Annotated in this window: 18 protein-coding genes; 8 read left to right on the forward strand and 10 right to left on the reverse strand. The window is 71.6% G+C overall.

The genetic code is table 11. The features are described 5' to 3' along the window. The first annotated feature begins 240 nt into the window (after window positions 1–240). From QZ753_RS18230 to QZ753_RS18245, 4 genes are all read left to right on the forward strand, one after another. Window positions 241–1,278 carry an Ldh family oxidoreductase gene (locus QZ753_RS18230; protein ID WP_294645709.1) on the forward strand — a complete coding sequence of 346 codons (1,038 nt, stop codon included), beginning with the start codon at window positions 241–243 and terminating at the stop codon, window positions 1,276–1,278. 102 nt (window positions 1,279–1,380) lie between these two features. Beyond that, complete coding sequence (locus tag QZ753_RS18235) at window positions 1,381–3,108, forward strand: diguanylate cyclase (protein ID WP_294645710.1); 1,728 nt, start codon at window positions 1,381–1,383, stop codon at window positions 3,106–3,108. An 89-nt stretch (window positions 3,109–3,197) separates the two neighbouring features. Beyond that, entirely contained in the window at window positions 3,198–3,665 is a 468-nt protein-coding gene (locus QZ753_RS18240) for a GreA/GreB family elongation factor (protein WP_294645712.1), read from the forward strand. 118 nt (window positions 3,666–3,783) lie between these two features. Further along, window positions 3,784–4,818, forward strand: coding sequence for an LLM class flavin-dependent oxidoreductase (locus tag QZ753_RS18245; protein WP_294645714.1), 1,035 nt, complete (start codon window positions 3,784–3,786; stop codon window positions 4,816–4,818). An 8-nt stretch (window positions 4,819–4,826) separates the two neighbouring features. Here the strand turns inward: QZ753_RS18245 and QZ753_RS18250 are convergent, their stop codons facing one another. Continuing rightward, entirely contained in the window at window positions 4,827–5,057 is a 231-nt protein-coding gene (locus QZ753_RS18250; protein WP_294645716.1) for a hypothetical protein, read from the reverse strand. A gap of 343 nt (window positions 5,058–5,400) precedes the next feature. On the opposite strand from QZ753_RS18250, the gene QZ753_RS18255 reads away from it, so the two are divergent. Then, window positions 5,401–7,125, forward strand: a complete 1,725-nt coding sequence (locus QZ753_RS18255; RefSeq protein WP_294645718.1) for an HWE histidine kinase domain-containing protein — start codon at window positions 5,401–5,403, stop codon at window positions 7,123–7,125. Between the two features lie 5 nt (window positions 7,126–7,130). Here QZ753_RS18255 and QZ753_RS18260 read toward each other — a convergent pair whose 3' ends face one another. Genes QZ753_RS18260 through QZ753_RS18270 form a run of 3 tightly spaced genes read right to left on the reverse strand, consistent with a single transcriptional unit; the run spans window position 7,131 to window position 10,221 of the window. Further along, complete coding sequence (locus QZ753_RS18260; protein ID WP_294645719.1) at window positions 7,131–8,492, reverse strand: HlyD family type I secretion periplasmic adaptor subunit; 1,362 nt, start codon at window positions 8,490–8,492, stop codon at window positions 7,131–7,133. Further along, window positions 8,489–9,205: an ATP-binding cassette domain-containing protein gene (locus QZ753_RS18265; RefSeq protein WP_294645720.1), complete on the reverse strand. Its 717-nt coding sequence runs from the start codon at window positions 9,203–9,205 to the stop codon at window positions 8,489–8,491. The genes QZ753_RS18260 and QZ753_RS18265 overlap by 4 nt, the downstream gene beginning before the upstream one ends. A gap of 32 nt (window positions 9,206–9,237) precedes the next feature. Beyond that, window positions 9,238–10,221 (reverse strand): hypothetical protein, encoded by a 984-nt coding sequence (locus QZ753_RS18270; RefSeq protein ID WP_294645722.1) that lies wholly within the window; start codon window positions 10,219–10,221, stop codon window positions 9,238–9,240. A 102-nt stretch (window positions 10,222–10,323) separates the two neighbouring features. On the opposite strand from QZ753_RS18270, the gene QZ753_RS18275 reads away from it, so the two are divergent. From QZ753_RS18275 to QZ753_RS18285, 3 genes are read left to right on the forward strand one after another with little or no spacing between them, the layout of a single operon-like run. Further along, complete coding sequence (locus QZ753_RS18275) at window positions 10,324–11,682, forward strand: hypothetical protein (protein WP_294645724.1); 1,359 nt, start codon at window positions 10,324–10,326, stop codon at window positions 11,680–11,682. A 53-nt stretch (window positions 11,683–11,735) separates the two neighbouring features. After that, window positions 11,736–11,996 carry a BrnT family toxin gene (locus QZ753_RS18280; protein ID WP_294645725.1) on the forward strand — a complete coding sequence of 87 codons (261 nt, stop codon included), beginning with the start codon at window positions 11,736–11,738 and terminating at the stop codon, window positions 11,994–11,996. Beyond that, window positions 11,980–12,330, forward strand: a complete 351-nt coding sequence (locus QZ753_RS18285) for a BrnA antitoxin family protein (RefSeq protein WP_294645726.1) — start codon at window positions 11,980–11,982, stop codon at window positions 12,328–12,330. The genes QZ753_RS18280 and QZ753_RS18285 overlap by 17 nt, the downstream gene beginning before the upstream one ends. Here QZ753_RS18285 and QZ753_RS18290 read toward each other — a convergent pair. From QZ753_RS18290 to QZ753_RS18315, 6 genes are all read right to left on the reverse strand, one after another. Beyond that, window positions 12,296–13,426, reverse strand: coding sequence for a polysaccharide pyruvyl transferase family protein (locus tag QZ753_RS18290; protein WP_294645727.1), 1,131 nt, complete (start codon window positions 13,424–13,426; stop codon window positions 12,296–12,298). The two genes, QZ753_RS18285 and QZ753_RS18290, sit on opposite strands and share 35 nt — an antisense overlap. A gap of 85 nt (window positions 13,427–13,511) precedes the next feature. Next, window positions 13,512–14,780, reverse strand: coding sequence for a glycosyltransferase (locus QZ753_RS18295; protein WP_294645728.1), 1,269 nt, complete (start codon window positions 14,778–14,780; stop codon window positions 13,512–13,514). Then, on the reverse strand, window positions 14,777–15,694 hold the full coding sequence (locus QZ753_RS18300; protein ID WP_294645730.1) for a SapC family protein: 918 nt from the start codon (window positions 15,692–15,694) through the stop codon (window positions 14,777–14,779). Before QZ753_RS18300 ends, QZ753_RS18295 begins: the two co-directional genes overlap by 4 nt. Further along, window positions 15,691–16,413, reverse strand: coding sequence for a SapC family protein (locus tag QZ753_RS18305; protein ID WP_294645732.1), 723 nt, complete (start codon window positions 16,411–16,413; stop codon window positions 15,691–15,693). The genes QZ753_RS18300 and QZ753_RS18305 overlap by 4 nt, the downstream gene beginning before the upstream one ends. Next, window positions 16,410–17,249: a hypothetical protein gene (locus tag QZ753_RS18310; RefSeq protein WP_294645733.1), complete on the reverse strand. Its 840-nt coding sequence runs from the start codon at window positions 17,247–17,249 to the stop codon at window positions 16,410–16,412. The genes QZ753_RS18305 and QZ753_RS18310 overlap by 4 nt, the downstream gene beginning before the upstream one ends. Beyond that, entirely contained in the window at window positions 17,246–18,541 is a 1,296-nt protein-coding gene (locus QZ753_RS18315) for a glycosyltransferase family 4 protein (RefSeq protein WP_294645734.1), read from the reverse strand. The genes QZ753_RS18310 and QZ753_RS18315 overlap by 4 nt, the downstream gene beginning before the upstream one ends. Between the last annotated feature and the right edge of the window lie 166 nt (window positions 18,542–18,707).

An 18,707-nucleotide genomic window follows, 5' to 3' on the forward strand; every position in this document is an offset into this window, starting at 1 on the left:
GCCTTGTCGCGCTTGCGCAGCAACTCCAGGACATCGAGCGCCGAGCGCAGGCCGTGCGCCTTCAGCGCGTCCTCGAACTCCTTCAGCGTCGTCACGACCGCCTCCCACAAACCGGGCTCTCAGGAAGGAAACTGAGGCGTTTCAACCGGTTCTTCAAGGGCTAAGCATTGCCGCAGCCTTCCGGTGGCCGTCGGGCTCGCGTATGCGCTGGGGACCGACACGGAGCCCGGAGACGCCACGGTGAACGCGCCCATCCATCTCGACTTCGACACGCTGCGCCAGCGCATCGCGGCGATCCTGCGGCGCGGCGGCCTCGCGACGCTCCATGCCGAGGCGCTCGCGCGCGTCATCGCGGCCGGCGAGCGGGACGGCGCGAAGTCGCACGGCATCTACCGGATCGAGGGGTGCCTGCGCACGCTGAAGGCCGGCAAGGTGTCGGCGGACGCCGAGCCCCGGCTCGACGACGACGGGTCCGGCGTCATCCGCGTCGCGGCCTGCGGTGCCTTCTCGCCCGCCGCCTTCGAATGCGGTGTTCCGCGTCTCGTCGAGCGCGCGCGCTCGCTCGGTCTTGCCGCGCTCGCGATCAACGACTGCGTCCACTTCTCGGCCCTGTGGCCGGAGGTCGAGGCGCTCGCCGGGCACAGCGTCGCCGCGCTGGCGCTCTGCCCGAGCTACGCGACCGTCGCGCCCGCCGGCGGTACGCGGCCGCTGCTCGGCACCAACCCGCTCGCCTTCGCTTGGCCGAGGCCGGGCGCGGAGACCCCGTACGTCTTCGATTTCGCGACCTCGGTCGCCGCGCGCGGCGAGATCGAGCTGCATCGCCGCGCCGGCAAGCCGCTGCCGGACGCCTGGGCCGTCGATGCCGAGGGCGCGCCGACCAACGATCCGGCGGCAGCCCTCGCCGGCGCCATGCTGCCCTTCGGCGGCCACAAGGGCTCGGCGATCGCCACGATGATCGAGCTTCTGGCCGGCGCGATGATCGGCGACCTGACGAGCCGCGGCGCGCTCGACGCGCTCGGCACGACGACGCTCGCGCCCCGCCATGGCGAGCTGATCCTCGCCTTCAGCCCCGAGCGCTTCGCCGCGGGGCGACCGGGCGATCCGTTCGCGGCCGGCGAGGCCCTCTTCGCGGCGATCCTCGACCAGGGCGCGCGCCTGCCCTCGCAGCGGCGCTTTGCGGCGCGCGCCCGCTCGGCGGTGGACGGGATCGCGCTGACGCCGGACGAGGTGGCCCTTCTCGACCGGCTGGAGGCCGGCGGCCTCGCCGCCGTGTCGTGACGGGCGAACCATTTCGCAGAAGCCGACAACGATCGGCACGATGGAAACGGATCGGCGAGGAATGTGACGTAGGGTTGCACCCGAACGAAATCGGGGTTCCTCGTGACGAAGCCCAGACTCCAGCGCCTCATGGGTGTCGGCGTCGCCACCGCGCTGGTCGCGTGCGTGGTGACGGCCGCGCTCGTGTGCGCCTGGCAGCTCGGGATCTACCGCCAGCGCGAGGACGCGCTTTCGCATTTCGGGCATTTCTCGGCCTCGATCGAATTGATGGGCGCGACCTCCTCGGAGCGGGGACAGTCCGTCCTCGCGATGACGCTGCGCGGCGACGACGCCAGCATTCGCGCCGATCTCGCCGCCACGCGGGCGAGGATGGACGGGCTCTGGAGCGGGCTTCTCGCCCTCACCCCGCAGGAGCGGCAGGAGAGCGTCGACCTTGAGGAGGACGCCGAGACCTATCGAAGGATCCTTCTCGAGGGGCGCGCGCGCGTCGATGCTCTCCTGACGGCGCCTGCACAGACGAGGACGGCCGCCGACGTCGAGCGGGCCGTGCGCCTCATCTATTCCGCCGCCGACCAGGCGAGGGTCCTGCGCGACGATCTCGGCGAGGTCCTGATCGGTCTGACGCCGGATCTCACCCCATTCATGACGGCGGCGATGGCCGCCAGCGACCTGCGCGAATATGCCGGGCGCATCCGCTCGCTAGTGGCGATCCGGCTGAACGCCGGCGGGAGCCCGAGCCCCGCCGCCGCCGCCGAGTTCGCCTCGATGCTCGCGCTCACCGACATCCTGCAGCAGCAGATCGAACATTACGCCGCGCCGTTCATCGCCGACCCCGCGGTCGACCGGGCGATGACGGCGGTCACCTTCGGCTACTTCGCCGGCGCGCGCGCCCACGCCGAAACGGTGTTTGCCGCGCCCGTCGGCGATCCCGCTTCCAGCGTCGAGGCCTTCAACAAGCGCTACAGCCCGGCGATCCGCACGACGGAAGCGCTGCGCGACGCGATCCTCAAGGTCGGGGGCGAGCGCCTGGCGGCCGAGCGCGACCGAAGCCTGCGCCTTGCCGTCGCCAGTCTCGTTGCCGCGGTGGTCGGCACGCTGGTCGGCGTGTCCTCGCTCGTCGTCTTCGACCGCGGCGTCTTCCGCCCACTGGTCCAGGCCCGCGCCCGCATGGCCCGCATCCTCGAGGGCGACCTCGATGCGGCTGTGGGCAAGGCCTCCGCACCGTTCCGCGAGATGACAGACCTCGACCGCGACATCGAAAAGCTGCGCCGTCAGCAGATCGAACTCAAGCGCCTGGAGGACGAGCGCGAGGTCATGGCGCGCGAGCTTCGGCGCCTCGCCACCACCGATCCGCTCACCGGCCTGATGAACCGCCGCGCCTTCGAGACCGAGGTCGCCGAGCTCTTTGCGGCACCTGCCGCCTGGGGGGCGGGCCTTGGCATCGTCATGATCGACATCGACCATTTCAAGTCGATCAACGACCGCTTCGGCCATGCGATCGGCGACGCGGTGCTGCGCGAGTTCGGGCGCTTCCTCCTCCGGGCCGCTCCGACGGGCAGCCGCGTGGCGCGGTTCGGCGGCGAGGAGTTCGTGCTGGCGCTCGCCGACATCGGCCGCGACGAGCTCTACGCGCGCATCGAGGGCCTGCGCCTGCGGCTCGCCGGCACGGTGCTTCTCGACGAGCCGAGCCTCTCGGTCACCGCGAGCTTCGGCGTCCATTGGGTGCCCGCCGGCGGCCGGCTCGACTGGGACGCGTTCCATCGCGTCGCCGACGCCCATCTCTACCAGGCCAAGCGCAACGGCCGGAACCGCGTCGCCTGGAGCGCCTGACGGGCGACAAAGGCGATTGGGCATCCCATATGAGGGGACGAGAGCCGGGCGGACGCGTCTGGCCGCATCCAGCCGGGAGTAGCATCGCCGTGAGCGTCGCCTTCGTGAAGGAGCCGAACGAGGACCAGGTCGAGGCCCTGCCCGAGCGCGACCTCGGGACCGATCCGAACTTCGTGACGCCGCGTGGCCTGGCGCTGCTCGACGACGAGATCGCGATGAACACCGCGGCCGTCGAGCGCGCCCGCGCCGCAGGCGACAAGATCGCCGTCGCCATGCTCCACCGGGACCTTCGCTACTGGCGCGCCCGCCGCTCCACGGCGCAGGTGGTCGAGCCGGATGCCGGCAGCGACACCGTGCAGTTCGGCCACGCCGTCACGGTCCGCCGCGACAAGGGGCGGGTCGAGACCTATCGCATCGTTGGCATCGACGAGGCCGATCCGGCGCGAGGGCTCGTCTCATATCTCGCCCCCCTCGCCCGCCAGCTCGTCGGCAAGGAGGAGGGCGAGCGCGTGCGGATCGGGCCGGACGGTGCCGAGATCGTCGCCATCGAGCGGTGAGGCACCGCCGCCGGGGGTGAACGGTGCGTCCCAAGCAGGCGATGGTGTTTTCCCGCCGCCGTCCGGTCTAGAAGCGCGGGCGACGCGTCGACGACGCCCGGTCCCTGGAAAGATCCCCATGAGCGCATCCCTCGAACTCGGGCTCGACACGTTCGGCGACGTCACGCGCGGCGACGACGGCCGGGAGAAGCACCACGCCGCGGTGATCCGCGACGTCGTCGAGGAGGGGGTCCTCGCGGAGGAGGTCGGCCTCGACTTCTTCGGCATCGGCGAACACCACCGCGCCGACTTCGCCGTCTCGGCGCCCGAGACGGTGCTGGCGGCGCTCGCCGCGCGCACCCGCCGCATCCGCATCGGCTCGGCCGTCACCGTCCTGTCCTCGGACGATCCGGTGCGCGTGTTCCAGCGCTTCTCGACCCTCGATGCCCTGTCGAACGGCCGTGCCGAGGTGATCCTCGGGCGCGGCTCGTTCACCGAATCCTTTCCCCTCTTTGGCCTCCCCCTCGCCGACTACGAGCGCCTGTTCGGCGAGAAGCTCGACCTCTTCGCCGCGCTCCTGAAGGGCGGTCCGGTGACGTGGCAGGGATCGGTGCGCCCGCCGCTCGATGTTCCCGGCATCTTTCCGTCGGTCGAGGGCGAAGGCTTCAGGACCTGGATCGGCGTCGGCGGCAGCCCGGAATCGGTCGTGCGCGCAGCGCGCTACGGCCTGCCGATGATGCTGGCGATCATCGGCGGGGCGCCCGGCCGTTTCCGCCCCTATGCCGACCTCTATGCCCGGGCGTTGGCCGAGATGGGCCGCGACGCGCTGCCGCTCGGCGTCCATTCGCCGGGCTACGTCGCCGAGACCGATGCGGCCGCGCGGGCCGAGTTCTTCGACGACTACCGCGCCATGCACGCGCGGATCGGCGCCGAGCGCGGCTGGCCACCGCTGGAGCGCGCGGCCTTCGAGCGCGAGATCGAGCACGGCTCGCTCTATGTCGGATCGCCGGAGACCGTGGCGCGCAAGATCGCCGCCACCGTCTCGGCGCTCGGCCTCACGCGTTTCGACCTGAAATACAGCGCGGGCCCGCTGCCGCATGCGCGGCTGATGCGCTGCATCGAACTCTACGGCCGCGAGGTGGCGCCGCGCGTGCGCCAGCTCCTCGCGGCCTGACGGCCCTGTCATTCGACGCCCTGCCGACGCGCGCCCTTCAGCATCCGGCGGGCGATCTCGCGCACCGCCTCGTCGTCCTTGGTCCCGTCGCGGGCGGGGTCGCCGAGATGGTCGAGGCTGCCCTCCACGAAGTCGAGGAGGCCGGGATGGCGGTCCTCGACATATTCGATCAGCTTGAACAGGACGTGTTCGACCGCGATCTCGCGGCGGCGGGCCTCAACGGCGGTGTCTTCGGTCATCGGCGTCTCCTTCGATGGCCTTCCAACGCACGGGTTGACGAATGGTTGACCGCGATCCGCACGAGACCCGCCCGGAGCTTGCGTCCATCGTGTCACGCGCCCTCGCCAACGATCGGGCGACGGCTATCTATCGGCGCGGCTTCCACCCCCGGGGGCCGACGTCGGTGCCGATCCCGGTCTTGCGACGATTGATTGAAGGCAGACCGTAGACGATGCGCATGCCCGGCCCCGTCCGATGCGAGCTCGCCCGAGCTCCCGCAGGCGATGTCGTCTCGAACGAGGCGGCGCGCCGCGACGAACGACGGGCGCTGCCGCGTAACGCCGGCCGGGGCGGTGCGCCGTGATGCCGGGTGCGGACGATGCGCCGCCAGTGCCGGCGACGGCGGCCGAAAAGCGCCCCTTCACCCTGCCGATCCGCTGGCATCTCGTGCTGTTCGTAGCGCTGGTGCTGGTGCCGCAGGTGGCGCTCGGCCTCTGCCTCGGCTGGTGGTATTCACAGGCCGAGCACAAGCGGCTGGAACAGGGCGCCGTCGCGGCGGCGGCGGCGGTCAGCGACCAGCTCGACCGCGAACTCGAATCGATGAAGGCGGCGCTGCTCGCGCTCGCCACCTCGCCGAATGCGACGTCCGCCGATTTTCCCGCCCTTCGCGCGCAGGCCGAAACCCTCCTGACGCCCCGCAAGGCGATGCTCGCGGTGCGCGACCGCGACCATCGGCATCTCCTCAACACGCTCGCGCCGGACGGGCAGCCGCTGCCGCAGACCCTCGACCCGGTGCTCGTGGCCTCGGACGACCGCGTCTTCGCCACCGGCCGGCCGGGCGTCTCCGATCTCTTCAAGAGCCCGCTTTCCGACGGGCTCTTCACCGCCGTGATCGTGCCGCTCGCGACGAACGGCGAGACGCGCTACGCGATGAGCATGGCGCTCCGGCCGAACGCCATCCTCGACATCCTCGTGCGCACCCGCCTGCCGAAGGACTGGGTCATCACGGTGCTGGACAGCAACGACCGGGTGGTCGCCCGCTCGCGCGAGCAGACCCGCTTCCTCGGCGAGCGCCCGCCGGCCGCCCTCCTGCGGGAGTTCGCCGGCCGGCGCACCGGCGTGATCCAGAGCGCGACAGGCCTCGACGGAACGCGGCAGTTCGTCGCCTTCAACACGCTCGACCTCAGCGACTGGCGCGTCGTGGTCGGCGTGCCGGCGGCCGCACTCAACGCGCCGTTCCGCATCCTCGTCGGCACGCTCGCCGCGATCACGCTGCTCGCGCTCGGCACCTCGGTGGTGCTCGCGCGGCTCTATTCGATGCGCCTCGTGCGCGAGGTCACCTCGCTCCAGGCGATGGCGTCCGCCACCGGCACCGGCGCGATGGTCGAGCGCCGTCCCGGCCGCGTCAGCGAGCTGGAGGACATCGCCGATGCGCTGCGCGCCTCCGACGCCTCGCTGGTCGAGCGCAACCGGACGCGCGACCTTCTCCTGTCGGAGCTGAACCACCGCGTCCGCAATACGCTGAGCGTGCTTCTCTCGGTGGTGAACCACACGATCCGCTCCGGCGGCGACGACGCGATGGCCGAAAAGACGTCGGGCCGCATCATGGCCCTGTCGCGCGCCCACGATCTCCTCAGCCACGCCGAATGGTCGCCGGTCAGCCTCACCGATCTCGTGCGGCGCACGAGCGAGGAGGAAGGCTTCCCCGTCGCCTTCGAGGGACCCGACATCCGGCTCCGGGCCGAGGCGGTCGCGCCGGTCGCGCAGGTGCTGCACGAGCTCACCGTGAACCAGCGCCGACACGGGGGCGCGGGCGAGCGTCAGGTGGTGTTCCGCACCGCGATCGAGGCCGAGGGCGTGCGCCTCGCCTGGATCGCGCAAGGCGCGCCGGGCGACCGCCTGGGACAGCCGAGCTTCGGCCTTCGGCTGGTGCGCCTCTGTCTCGAGCGTCAGCTCTTCGGCCGGATCGAGCGGCTCGACGCGGCGGGCCTGGAAGCCGTCGTGCCGCACGCCTTCCTGTCGGGTGAGGGTCTATCGAGCGAGCCGTTCTTCGCCGCCCGCTGGCGGGGCGCCGGGCCGCATGCCTGACGTCCTCAGCGCTCGCGCAGCGACTGCTCGACGTTCTTCAGAACCGGCTCGATCAGGTATTCGAGAACCGTGCGCCCCTTGGTCGGGATCACCACCGAGGCGTCCATGCCCGCCACCAGCCGGGCGCGCACGTCGGCGGGCAGCGTCGCGTCGTCGATCTCGACCTCGGCGGCATAGGCCGGCGGCTGGCCGGGATCGCTCGCGGCCACCGTGTCGCGCGACAGGGCGACGAGCCGTCCCGAGACCTTCTCGCGCCGGAACTTCATGAGCGAGCCCGGATGCACCTCGACCGCCATGCCCTCGTGCACGCGGTCGATCTCGCTCGGCGGAATGCGCACGCGCACGCGCATCTCCTCACCCTCCGGCACGACCTCGAGGATCGTCTCGCCCGGCCGCACGATGCCGCCGACGGTGAACTGGCGCGAGGCCTGCACCGTGCCGGCGACGGGCGAGCGGATGGTGGAGCGGGCCAGCATGTCGAGCGCGACCTGCCGCTCCTGGCGCAGGGACGCGATCTGGCGCCCCGTCTCGATGAGCTTGGCCGAGGCCTCCTGTCGGTAGTCCTTGCGCAGCGCCTCGCGCTTCACGTCGATCTCGGCCAGCTTGTCGAGCCCCTTCTGCTCGTCGTTGCGGCTCTTGCGGATCGTGCCCTCGAACTGCGCCTTCTGGCGCTCCAGCGTGGTGAGGCGGCTCAGCGCGACGAGGCCCTTATCGAAGAGCGGCTTCACGCTCTTCAGCTCGCGCCCGATGCTGGCGAGCTGGTCGGAGGCGGCTTGCGCGTCGAGCTTGGTCTGGGCGATGTCGTTGCGGGCCTGCCTGGCTTGCGTGTCGAGAAGCTCCAGCGAGCCGGCGAGCACCTGCCGGCGCTCCTCGAACTCGCGGTAGTTGTCCTGCAGTTCGCCGCCGTCGAGCCCGCGCATCAGGCTCGCGGCCTCCTCCGGAAGGACCATGTAGTCGGCCATGTCGCGCTGGGCGACGAGGCGGGCCTCCGTCGCGAGCGCGCCGGCGAGCGCCTGCGCGGCCGCGGCCGCGGCCGCCTGCGAGCGCGTCGTGTCGAGGCGCAGGAGCACCTGACCGGCTTCGACCCGGTCGCCGTCGCGCGCCAGGATCTCCTCGACGATGCCGCCCTCCAGATGCTGGACGCTCTGGCGGTGCGATTCCACCGCGAAGGTGCCGGCCGTGACGACGGCCGAATTCACGTGGGCAAAGGCCGCCCAGCTGCCGGCAAGGCCCACCGACAGGCCGAGCACGATCCAGCCGGTGCGCAGCGAGCCGCGCCAGTTGGTGTCGGGCGCGGGCGCGGCCACGAGCGGCATGGCCGCGACCGGCGCGGTTGAGGGTGCAAGGGCCGGTCCGAGCGCGCTCATCCGCCGGTCCCGGTGCGCGGCAGGTCGAGGACGGGCGGCGCGGGCGCGTCGCGGAAGCGCGGCAGGCGGTTGAAGATGCGCTCGCGCGCCCCGATCGCCTGCACCACGCCCTCGTTGAGGACGAGGAGATCGTCGCAGAAGCCGAGAAGGCTGATGCGGTGGGAGACCACGATCACCGCCGCGCCGTCGTCGCGCAGGCGCTGCATGGTGCGGCCGAGCACCTGCTCGGCGCCCGCGTCGAGGTTGGAGTTCGGCTCGTCCAGAACCACGAGGCGGGGGCTGCCGTAGACCGCGCGGGCCAGCGCCACGCGCTGGCGCTGGCCGCCGGATAGGACATGGCCGCCGGGGCCGCCGAGCCGGGTCGCGTAGCCGTCGGCGAGGCCGCGCAGGATGTCGTGGATGCCGGCGAGCTCCACCGCCTGGAGGATCGCCTCGCTGGTCGCGTGCGGGTCGAAGCGCGCGATGTTCTCGGCGATCGTGCCCGGCAGGAACTCGACGTCCTGCGGCACGTAGCCGATGTGGCGGCCGAGCTCGTCCGGGTCCCAGTGCGACAGGTCCTGTTCGCCGAAGACGATCGTGCCGCGTGCCGGCTTCCAGATGCCGGTGACGAGGCGCGACAGGCAGGACTTGCCCGCCCCGCTCGGGCCGACGACGCCGAGAATCCGGCCAGGCTCCAGCGTGAACGACACGTCGTTGATCACCGGCCGGCCCATCGAGGGCGGACCGCCGACGAGCCGCGAGACCTTCAGCGCGCCGGACGGGCGCGGCAGCGAGAGCGGATGGGGCTCGCCTCGATGCCGCGCAGGAGCGCGTCGAGGCGGCGGGCGGACGAGGCGAAGGACTGGATCTGGCTCCAGTTGTTGATGATGTGCTGGAGCGGCCCCTGCGCGCGCATCATCACCATCAGGACGACGAAGAGGACCGAGAGCTGGATGCGGTCCGACAGGAACAGGAAGCCGCCGAGCCCGTAGACAACGATCATCTGGGCGTTCTGCACCATGCGCGGCACGAGGCCGATCTGGGCGGCGCGCGCCTGGGCGAGGCCCCGCCAGCCGAGCCCGTCGCGGTGCAGCGCGTACCAGCGCTCGGCGAGCGCCGGCAGCATGCCCATGACGCGCAGCGCCTCGGCGTTGCGCGAGACGGCGAGGCCGAACTCGTTGGCCTCGAGGTCGAGCTTTTGCGCCGAGGCGAGATGCGCCGACACCCAGTAGTGCGTCGCCACCGAGGCCGCCGCCGAGAAGGCGAGGAGCCCCAGCATCAGGAAGCCGAAGGCGGCGTTGATGAAGAACATCGCGATGACGAAGAGCGGCGACCAGAACGCGTCGATCATCGCCGACAGCGACGGCCCGCACAGGAAGCGGCGCACCGTCTGGAGGTCGGCGAGCGCCTGGCCTGCCGGCGCCCCGGCGCGCCCCTGCGCCCGGTTCACCGCGTCGAAGCAGACGCGCGTCAGGCGCTCGTCGATGACGAGCCCCATCCGCTCCAGCACCTGGCCGCGGATCTGCTCCATGATCGTGTAGGTCGCCGCGACCACGGCCGCGATCAGGAGGAGCGTGACGAGGGTCGAGGCGTTGCGGCTGGTCCCGACGCGCTCGACGATGCTCATCGGCACGACCGACATGGCCATGAACAGGAAGGGCAGGAAGAAGCCGAAGGCGAAGAGGTTGACGTAGCCGAAGGACAGGGAGCGGACGATCCCGACGAGCGGCGAGGACAGGACGGGCTTCATGCCGCCCTCGTCCCGCCCGCAAGGCGCGGCAAGGCCTCCGGCGCATCCGTCGCGCCGCCGCCTCCCGCCCCCTGGCGCTTCCCGGTCCTCCGGGGATCGCGCATGGCCCGTTCCTTTCCGGCCTGCCGCCGTGGCATGACGATCGGGCGCGTCGCGAGCGGATCAAAGCCCCCCGCCGCCCGTTCCCTCCCGGCGAGCGCGGACGAACCGCGACGCCGGACATTCGACGAAAAATGGCACGAGGGGAGTAAAGCTCTGTTTAAAAAGGCAGCCACGACCCGGCGCCGCCCGACGAGGGCCGTTCGCGGCACGCTGGCGGCCGGCCTCGTCGCCGGGGCCCTGCCCGCCGGCGCGGACGGGTTGCCGGACCTTCGCATCACCGCCTCGCCCGGCGAAGAGCGCCTTCTCTTCGACCACGGGCGCGACGCCTGCGAGACCTGGGACATCCCGGACACGCCGACGCGCGCCTATCGCGACGCGTCGGGCACGATCCACGTCTTCCAGAGCCATCACCGGGCGCGGGCGCTCGCGGGGCCGGACTTCGCCTCGCTGCGCCATTCCTGCCGCGTCGCCTTCAAGGGCGCCGGGCGGGACGACCCCGCCTCCTTCGACAACCGCAGCTGGATCGCCAGCACCTTCACGCCGGACGGGCGCACGGTGCACGCCGTCGTCCACGACGAATACCGGGGGCACGAGACCGGCGCCTGCGCACCGGACGAGGCCGACGCCTGCTGGTACAACACGCTGACCGCCGCCGTCTCGCACGACGGCGGCGAGACATTCCGTCCGGCCGAGCCGCGCCTCCTCGCCGCCCTGCCGCTGCGGGCCGAGCGCACGCAGGGGCGCCGCGCCGGCCTCTTCGAGCCAACCAACATCGTGGCGGTCACCGGGGGCTTTGCGATGATGGCGAACGTCGTCGCGCCCGCGCCCTGGCCATCGGGCAACTGCCTCCTGCGCACCGACGACCTCGCCGACGCCGCGCGCTGGCGGGGCTGGGCCGACGGCGCCTACCGCGTCCGCTTCGAGGACCCCTACCGCGCCGACCTGGACCCCGGAGCGCACCTCTGCGAGCCGATCGACCCGGCCACCCTCCCTTGGCCGGTGACGAGCCTGACGCGCCACGAGGGCTCCGGGCTCTGGATCGCCACGATGAAGGGCCGCCGCGCCGACCAAGCCGGCACCGAGCGCACCGGCGTATTCTTTTCAACGAGCCCCGACCTCATCCACTGGCAGGGCCCAGCGCTCGTTCTCGAAGCGCCGCTGATGGGCAGCGGAACCCCGTGCGCGCCCGAGCGGCCGATCGGCTATCCCGCCCTCATCGACCCGGCCAGCCCGGATCGCAACTTCACCGCCGTCGGCAACCGTCCGATCTTGACCTTCGTGCGCGCCCGGCTCGACGGCTGCGCGGTCGGCCCCGACCGCGACATCGTGGCTGTGCCGGTGGAGATCGGAGGGCGATAGGGCTGCGGCTTGAGACCTTGCTCCGCCAACACGAAACTCGTATATACGGGCTCATGCAGATCGTTTGGGACGAGCGTAAGCGTCAGATCAATCTCGCCAAGCACGGTTTGGATTTCGCCGATCTCGACGCCTATTTCTTCGCGTCCGCGACGCTCCTGCCTGCCCATAACGGACGACGTCGAGCCATAGGCTGGATGGATGGAATGCTCGTCGTGTCAGTCGTCTTCCAGCCTTTGGGAAGCCAGGCGCTTTCGGTTGTCAGCCTTCGTCCCGCGTCCAAGAATGAGAGACTGCGACATGAGCAAGGACTTTGACCCCGTTCACGCCGCCGCCCATGGGTATACGCGAGCCGATTGGGACGAGGTGAGCGACAACCCGGAGTGGACGGACGACGATTTCGCCCGCGCCAAGCCTTTTTCCGAAGAAATGCCCGAACTCTACGCCAGCATCGTCGAGACGATTGGCAAGCGTGGCCCCGCGCGCACGAAGACGCCCATCTCCATTCGTCTGGACGACGACCTGGTGGACAAGCTGCGTGCGTCCGGCCCCGGCTGGCAGAGCCGGGTAAACGAGGCGCTGCGACGGTGGATCGACGACGCGCCTTCGGCTGGCCTCACATCCGCGTCTTCACGCCGTTCTTCTCGATGAAGGCCTTCATCCGGTCGTAGCGCTCGGGGAAGAGCTGGGAGAAGCGGGAGAAGCGCGCGGGCGCGAGGGCGTCGGCGAGCGTCTGGCGCTCGAACTCGGCGGGCGTGTAAATCGGAAGGTCGAAGGTCTCGGCGAGCTCGCGCGAGCGCGTGTCGTAGGAGAAGAGGACGCCCGGCACGCCCATCGCGACGGCCGGCAGCACGGCGTGGACGCGGTAGCCGAGCGCGGCGTCGAACTGCGGCGCGTAGACGTCGTAGTCGCCCGGCGCGCCGACATAGTAGAGGCGCTCTTCGTAGAGCGCCTTGAGACGGGCGCCGGTCATCTGGTCGAACCAGCCTTCCGCCACGAGCTTGGCGGTGGCGCGGTCCTTGTGGAGCGGCGCGCGGAAGAAGAAGGCCTTCTCCTCCGGCTCGCCGTGGCAGGAGAGGTAGAGGTCGGCGGCAAGGTCGAGCTTGGCGATGATGCGCTTTTGCGTCGCTTGGAACTCGGCCGGGTCGACCGCGTAGGTCGAGCCGACCTCGCGGCGAAGCGAGAAGGTCACGCGCTTCGGGCCATCCTCGCGGTGACGCAGCGCCATGGCGCGGTCGCGGGCCCGGAACAGGGACGGGCAGCCGATGATCTCGAGATTGTGGATGCCGTTGCGGTGGAGCGTCTCGGCCGAAAAGGCGCCGCGCACCCCGATCGTCGCGCGCTCGGCGATCATCTGCCACAGGCGGCGGCCTTCCGGCGGCAGCACGACCGGCCGCTCGGTCTCGGCCTGCGCGCCCACGCCGATGCACAGGACCGGCAGGTCCAGCGCCTCCAGCCATTGCGGGAAATGGCCCCAGTCCATCGCCTCGTGGATGTAGTTGGAGCCGCGCAGGAGGATGAAGTCGCAGCGCTCCTTGATCCGGCGCACGCCCTCCTCGGTGACCGGCTCGTCGATGTTGAGCGAGTGGCCCTCGGTGTAGTCGACGAGACGCAGCGTCGAGTCGTACACGCAGATGTCGCCGGTGTTGTAGTAGTCCTCCAGCGTGTTGCGGAAGGGGACGTCGAACCACACGGCCTCGTGGTTGTTGAGCCGCCGGCCGGAATACTTCACCAGGGCTGCGCGCATGGGGTTAAACCTTTGTTCGGGGTCGTGCGGAGGACGCAAGTCGGCGGACAGCATCGTCCCAAAATCTTAAAACTCGATGGGTCGCTCACGCCGCACCAAAGAGGCCCGGCTCGAAGGCGGGCGCGGCGCGGCGGGGAACGACGGTCGGCGCGTGGATGAGGCGCATGGCCTGCGGGACGCAGACGCCGGCCATGTCGTAGCGCTCCACGACGGTGCGGCGGGCGGCCGCCCGCATCGCCCCGTAGCGTTCGGGCTCGGCCAGGACCTTCGTCACGGCGCCCGCCAGCGCCTTCGGATCGTGGAAGGGCACGAGCAGGCCGTTCTGCCCGTCGATCACCTCGCGCACCGGCGGCGTGTCCGAGGCGATCATCGCGCAGCCCGTCGCCATCGCCTCGAGGCACGACCAGGACAGGACGAAGGGATAGGTGAGATAGACGTGGGCGCGCGAGACCTTGAGGACGTCGAGATAGCGCGCGAAGGGCAGGTGCCCGAGGAAGTGGACGCGGGACAGGTCGATCTCGCCGGCCACCTCGTTGAGGAAGATGCGGTGCCAGCTGTCGCCGGACGGCGGGCGCTGCCCGTAGCTGACGTCGAAGCCGCCGACGACGAGCACGCGCGCCTCCGGCCGGCGCTTCAGGATCTCCGGCAGCGCGCGGCAGAAGACGTGGTAGCCGCGCAAGGGTTCGAGGTTGCGCGCGACGAAGGTCACGGTCTCCTCGCCCGCGCGCAGGGTCGTGCCGTCGTCGAGCCGGAGCGTCGCCGCGGGGTCGGGCGCGACGAGGCGCGTGTCGACGCCTTCGTGCACGGTGCGGATCTTCGGTCGGAACTCGGCCGGGAAGGTCGAGCGCTGCCAGAGCGTCGGCGACAGGGCGATGTCGCAGTCGGCGAGTGCCAGAAGGCTCGCGGCGTTGCGCGCATGGAGGCCGACCAGCCCGTCGAGGCCGAGTTCGGGAAACTCCGGGTCGAAGTTCACGTCCGACTCGCGCGGCCGGTAGAAGTACTCGCAATAGACCACGAGGCGCGCGTCGGGAAACACGGCGCGCAGCGGCATGGCCTCGCCCCAGCCGGAATGGGCGACGACGATATCGGGCGTGAAGCCCGAGGCACGCAGCATGGTGGCGACGTAGAGCGCCTGCTCGGCGCGGCGCGCCTCGCCGTCGAAGCGCCGCGCGAAGGGGTGGGTCGCGGCGAGCGAGCCGGCGGGCAGCGTGTAGCGGTGTAGCGTGACGCCCGGCAGCGGGCGCGAGCCCTCGGCGCCGATCGCGCGCACCTCGTTCTTCGGGTCGGCACCGAGATGCAGCGCGAGATGCCGGAACTGGGCCGGAAAGTTGTTGTGAACGAAGAGGTACTTCATGCCGCGGCCGCCGACGGGCGCCCGGCGGCCCGCCCCTCCCCGGCCCGCTCCGCCTCGGCCGGATCCGGCTGGGGCGCTGCGAAGTCCGACAGGTCGCCGATCGCCAGGATGTCGAAGAGGTCGCTGCCGTCGAGCGCGAAGTTCATCGCCTCGAGGCTCGCCAGAACGACGTCGGCGGGCTCGGCCAGGCGCGGCGCCACCTCGGCCTCGGGTCGGCCGGGTGCGGCGCGCTCGGGCGCCTGCGGCAGCCGCTTGGGGCGGAAGTGGCGGCGAGAGAAGACGAGGGCGCCCGCAAGATCGAGCGGCAGGAAGGAGCGCGTGGCGAGCGCGGCCGCCGCGCCGTCGTCGAGGGCTGCCAGCCGCGCGGCATCCACCGTGAGATCGGCGGCCGGCTGCCCGGCGGGATCGCGCAGCGGCACGAGGACGCCGGCGATGCGCAGGAGCTCCAGCGCCGCCGACAGCTTCACCGCCCCGTTGCGCATGGCGATGAGGGCGTTGCGGATCGACGCCATCTCGCCGGACAGGGTGCCGGCCGCCGGGTCCGAGCAGACCGGCATGCCCCAGGGACCGACGAGCCCCGCATCGGCGACGACGTCGATCTCGTCGATCGGGCGCCCGCCGCGGCGGTTCGACAGCACGAAGGGATGGGTGCGCAGCGCCAGCGGCCGGTAGCCGGCCTGCCATTGGCCCTGCCCGTCCACCGCCGGGCGTCGCAGGAAGGCGGGGTGGACGAGGGCGCCGAGGCGCGGCATGCCGCCGAGCATGCGCACGGCGAGCGGCAGGTGATGGGCGGTGAGATGGAACTCGGTGTCGTTGACGGGCACCCAGGCGAGCGCCGCGGCGAAGCCGAAATGCTCCGGCGGGCGGAAGCTCGCGCCCGCCATCGCGGACAGGGGAGTCAGCGTCAGCGTCATCGCGGCGCACTCGTGCCGGCGCTGGCGCGCGCGGCGGTGAGGAGGGCTGCGGCGCGAAACAGCGACAGGCGATGCAGCGACAGGAGCCGGGCCGCGGCCATGCCGAACCGGGCGACCACGGGTTCGAGGCGCGGCGTGTCGAAGGCGCCGGCCTGGACTACGGCGAGGCCCTCGATGTCGCAGGCGCGCCCGTGGCCGAGGTCGAAGCGCAGCGGCCAGGGCTCGAGCAAGCCGAGCTCGCCGAGCATCCGGCCGATGGCGGAGGTGCGCGGGAAGTCGCGCTCGAAGAGCGACAGGGCGCGCAGGCGCAGCTCGGCGCCCTTGGTGAGCCGCCCGTCGGCCGTCGTGATCGGCGCGCCGGCATCCGTCGGCAGGTCGGCCCCGGCGACGTCGAGAAGGCGTGGGTTGTCGCTCGTGCGCGGCGGGCCGGACGGGAACACGAACGGGTAGGCCTGGAGAAGCAGCGGCAGGAGCGGCAGGGCGTCGGCGGTGCCGGGCGCAAAGCCCGAGCCGTCCTCTTGGAGCGAGCGCAGGACCACGAGGCGCGGCCCCTCCTCTCCCCGCTGCCAGACCACGGGAAAGGCGGAGGCGAGGCGCTCGGCCTCGGCCGCGACGATCGGCACGAGGCCCGCCTGGCGCGGCAGCGGATAGGAGAAGGGCGAATAGATGCGCGCGACCATGCGCTCGCCGGTCAGCGGCTCGGCGCGCTCGGAGATCATCGGCGCTCCTCCGGCCGGCACGGCACGAAGGCGGTGAACGGCAGGGCCGCGTCGCCGGCGCGAAAGCCGATCGTCGCGTCGAGGTCGAGAAGAAGGAGCGTCCGCCCGCCGAACGCGTATTCGAGCCCGGCGCCCGCACCCGCCGCCTCGCCGCCGAGATGGGAGCTCTCCACGAGATCGATCCGGCGATCGCCGGTCGCCCAGAGGCCGATCACCGGCGGCGCATGGGGGAAGGCCTCGCGCACCGCGCTTCGGACCGCGGGAAGCTCGTGCCCCCGCACCTCGTCGCGGATTTCGCAGTCGATCGCCGTCTGGAGGTAGAGTTCGAGAAGCTCGGCGGCGTGGAGAGCCACCTCGTCGCAGACGCCCCGCGTGTCGCGCCCGCGGCGCTCGATCCCGAGGGTCAGGGGATGGGCGCCAAAGCGCGCAAGGCCGCGCAGCGCGTCGTGCTGCGCCTGCGCCAGCCAGCCGCGCCCGAGCATCCAGGACAGGGCGGCGGGGTCGCGCCCCTGCCGGCGTCGGTCCTCGGTCAGCGCCTCGCGCGGGGCGAGCGCGGTGGAGCCCTGCTTCAGGAGCAGGGTGCCGCCGTCGAGGCGCACGTCGAGGACGCGGGGATCCTGGCCGGGCGCCAGCGCCACCGGAAAGCCGAAGCCGACGAAACCGTCGCCGAGCCCGGCATCGGCGAGGTCCTGGCGGAACAGATCGACCCGCCCGCCGCCGACGCATTGGTCGTCGTGGAAGGCGAGCACCGTCGCACCGCGCAGCGCGAGCCGGTCGCAGTGGATCCAGCCCTCGACGCGCGAGCGCGTGGCGAGGTCGATATGGCCGCGGATCACTCGGCCGCCTCAAGCGGTGGCAGGGCGCGCTCCTCGCGCCAGCCGAAGGCCTCGCAGTAGCGCCGCGCCATCTCGGCCGCCGAGATCACCGGCGGCAGGCCGGCGCGCAGGACCGCGGCGTTGTTCGGGTCGGCGGCGAGCCGCAGCGCGCGCAGGAGGTCGGCCGCGTCGCCCAGCCGGAAGTGGAGGCCCGCCACCCCGTCCGGCACCTTCTCGGCCATGCCGCCGATGCCGGTGCAGATCACCGGCGCGCCGGCGCCGAAGGCCTCCTGGATCACGACGGGCGAGTTCTCCCACCATTTCGACGGGATCACGACATAGTCGCACTCGCTCATCAGCCGGTGCACCGAGCGGTTGTCGTAGGCGCCGGCATAGGTGAGGAACGGATGGGCCTTGAGGCTCTTCTCGAAACGCTCGGTGAACTCGGGGCCCTGGCCGATCAGGTTGCCGTGGATGCGAAGGCGCATGGTGCCGGCGAGCGCCTTGTCGGCGGCGATCAGATCGGCAGCGTCGAGGAGCACGTCGACGCCCTTGAACGGGTTGATCTGGCCGAAGAAGCCGAAGGTCCAGCTCTTGTCGCGTTTGGGGCCGCGCATCGGCTCGGCGGGCGCGAGCAGGCCGTTCTCGATCACGCTCATGCGCGCGGCACCGAGACCCCAGTCGGTGAAGCGGTCGGCGAGGAAGCGGCTCGGCGAGACGAAGCCGTCGAAGTCGCCGAAGCTGTCGAGCATCGTGTCGCGGCGCATCGCGAACTGCGAGCGCAGGTGCTCGGGAAAGCAGGTCGCGCAGGCCTCGTTGGACGCGCTCTCGCACAGGATGCGCGCCTGGCGCGTGATCATCTGACCGTGGTTCTGGCAGATCGCCAGGAACTCGTGGATCGTCAGATAGGTGCGCATGCCCGGCATCGACTTGACGGCGCGCAGCGCCCCGAGGCCGAGGTGGTAGAAGTGGTGGAAGTTGACGAGCCCCACACCCTCGCGCGCCAGGATCTCGACGAGCTGGTCGGTCACCGAGCCGGGGGCCAGGTGGTAGAAATGGTCGTAGCGTTCGGCGTCGTGGAAGACGGCGAACTCGTTCTCGTCAGCAAACGCGAGGCGGTGGCGCGTCGAGGTGGCACAGGCGCCGATATAGATCGCATCGACCCCGATCTGCCGCAGGCCCCGGAACAGCGCATAGGCCGAGATCTCGGCCCCGCCCTTCGACAGCGACGGGTGGCTGTGGGAGACCACGGCGACGCGCGGCCGCGCGGCGGCCGGGCCGGAGTGGGAGACGTTGGCGTTGGCGGGGATCATGCAGCCTCGCTTCCCCGACCGGCGAGAAGGTCGGCGTCGATCATGTCGGCAAGGCGCGAGACGGCGGCGCGCTCGATGCGCAAGGCGCAAGCCGGGTGGGCGCGGTCGCGCGCCGGCGAGACCGGCAGGCCGCTGTCGCCGTAGACGCCGCGCGTCAGCGCCGGGG

The sequence above is a fragment of the uncultured Aureimonas sp. genome (assembly GCF_913775355.1).
GTDB lineage: Bacteria > Pseudomonadota > Alphaproteobacteria > Rhizobiales > Rhizobiaceae > Aureimonas.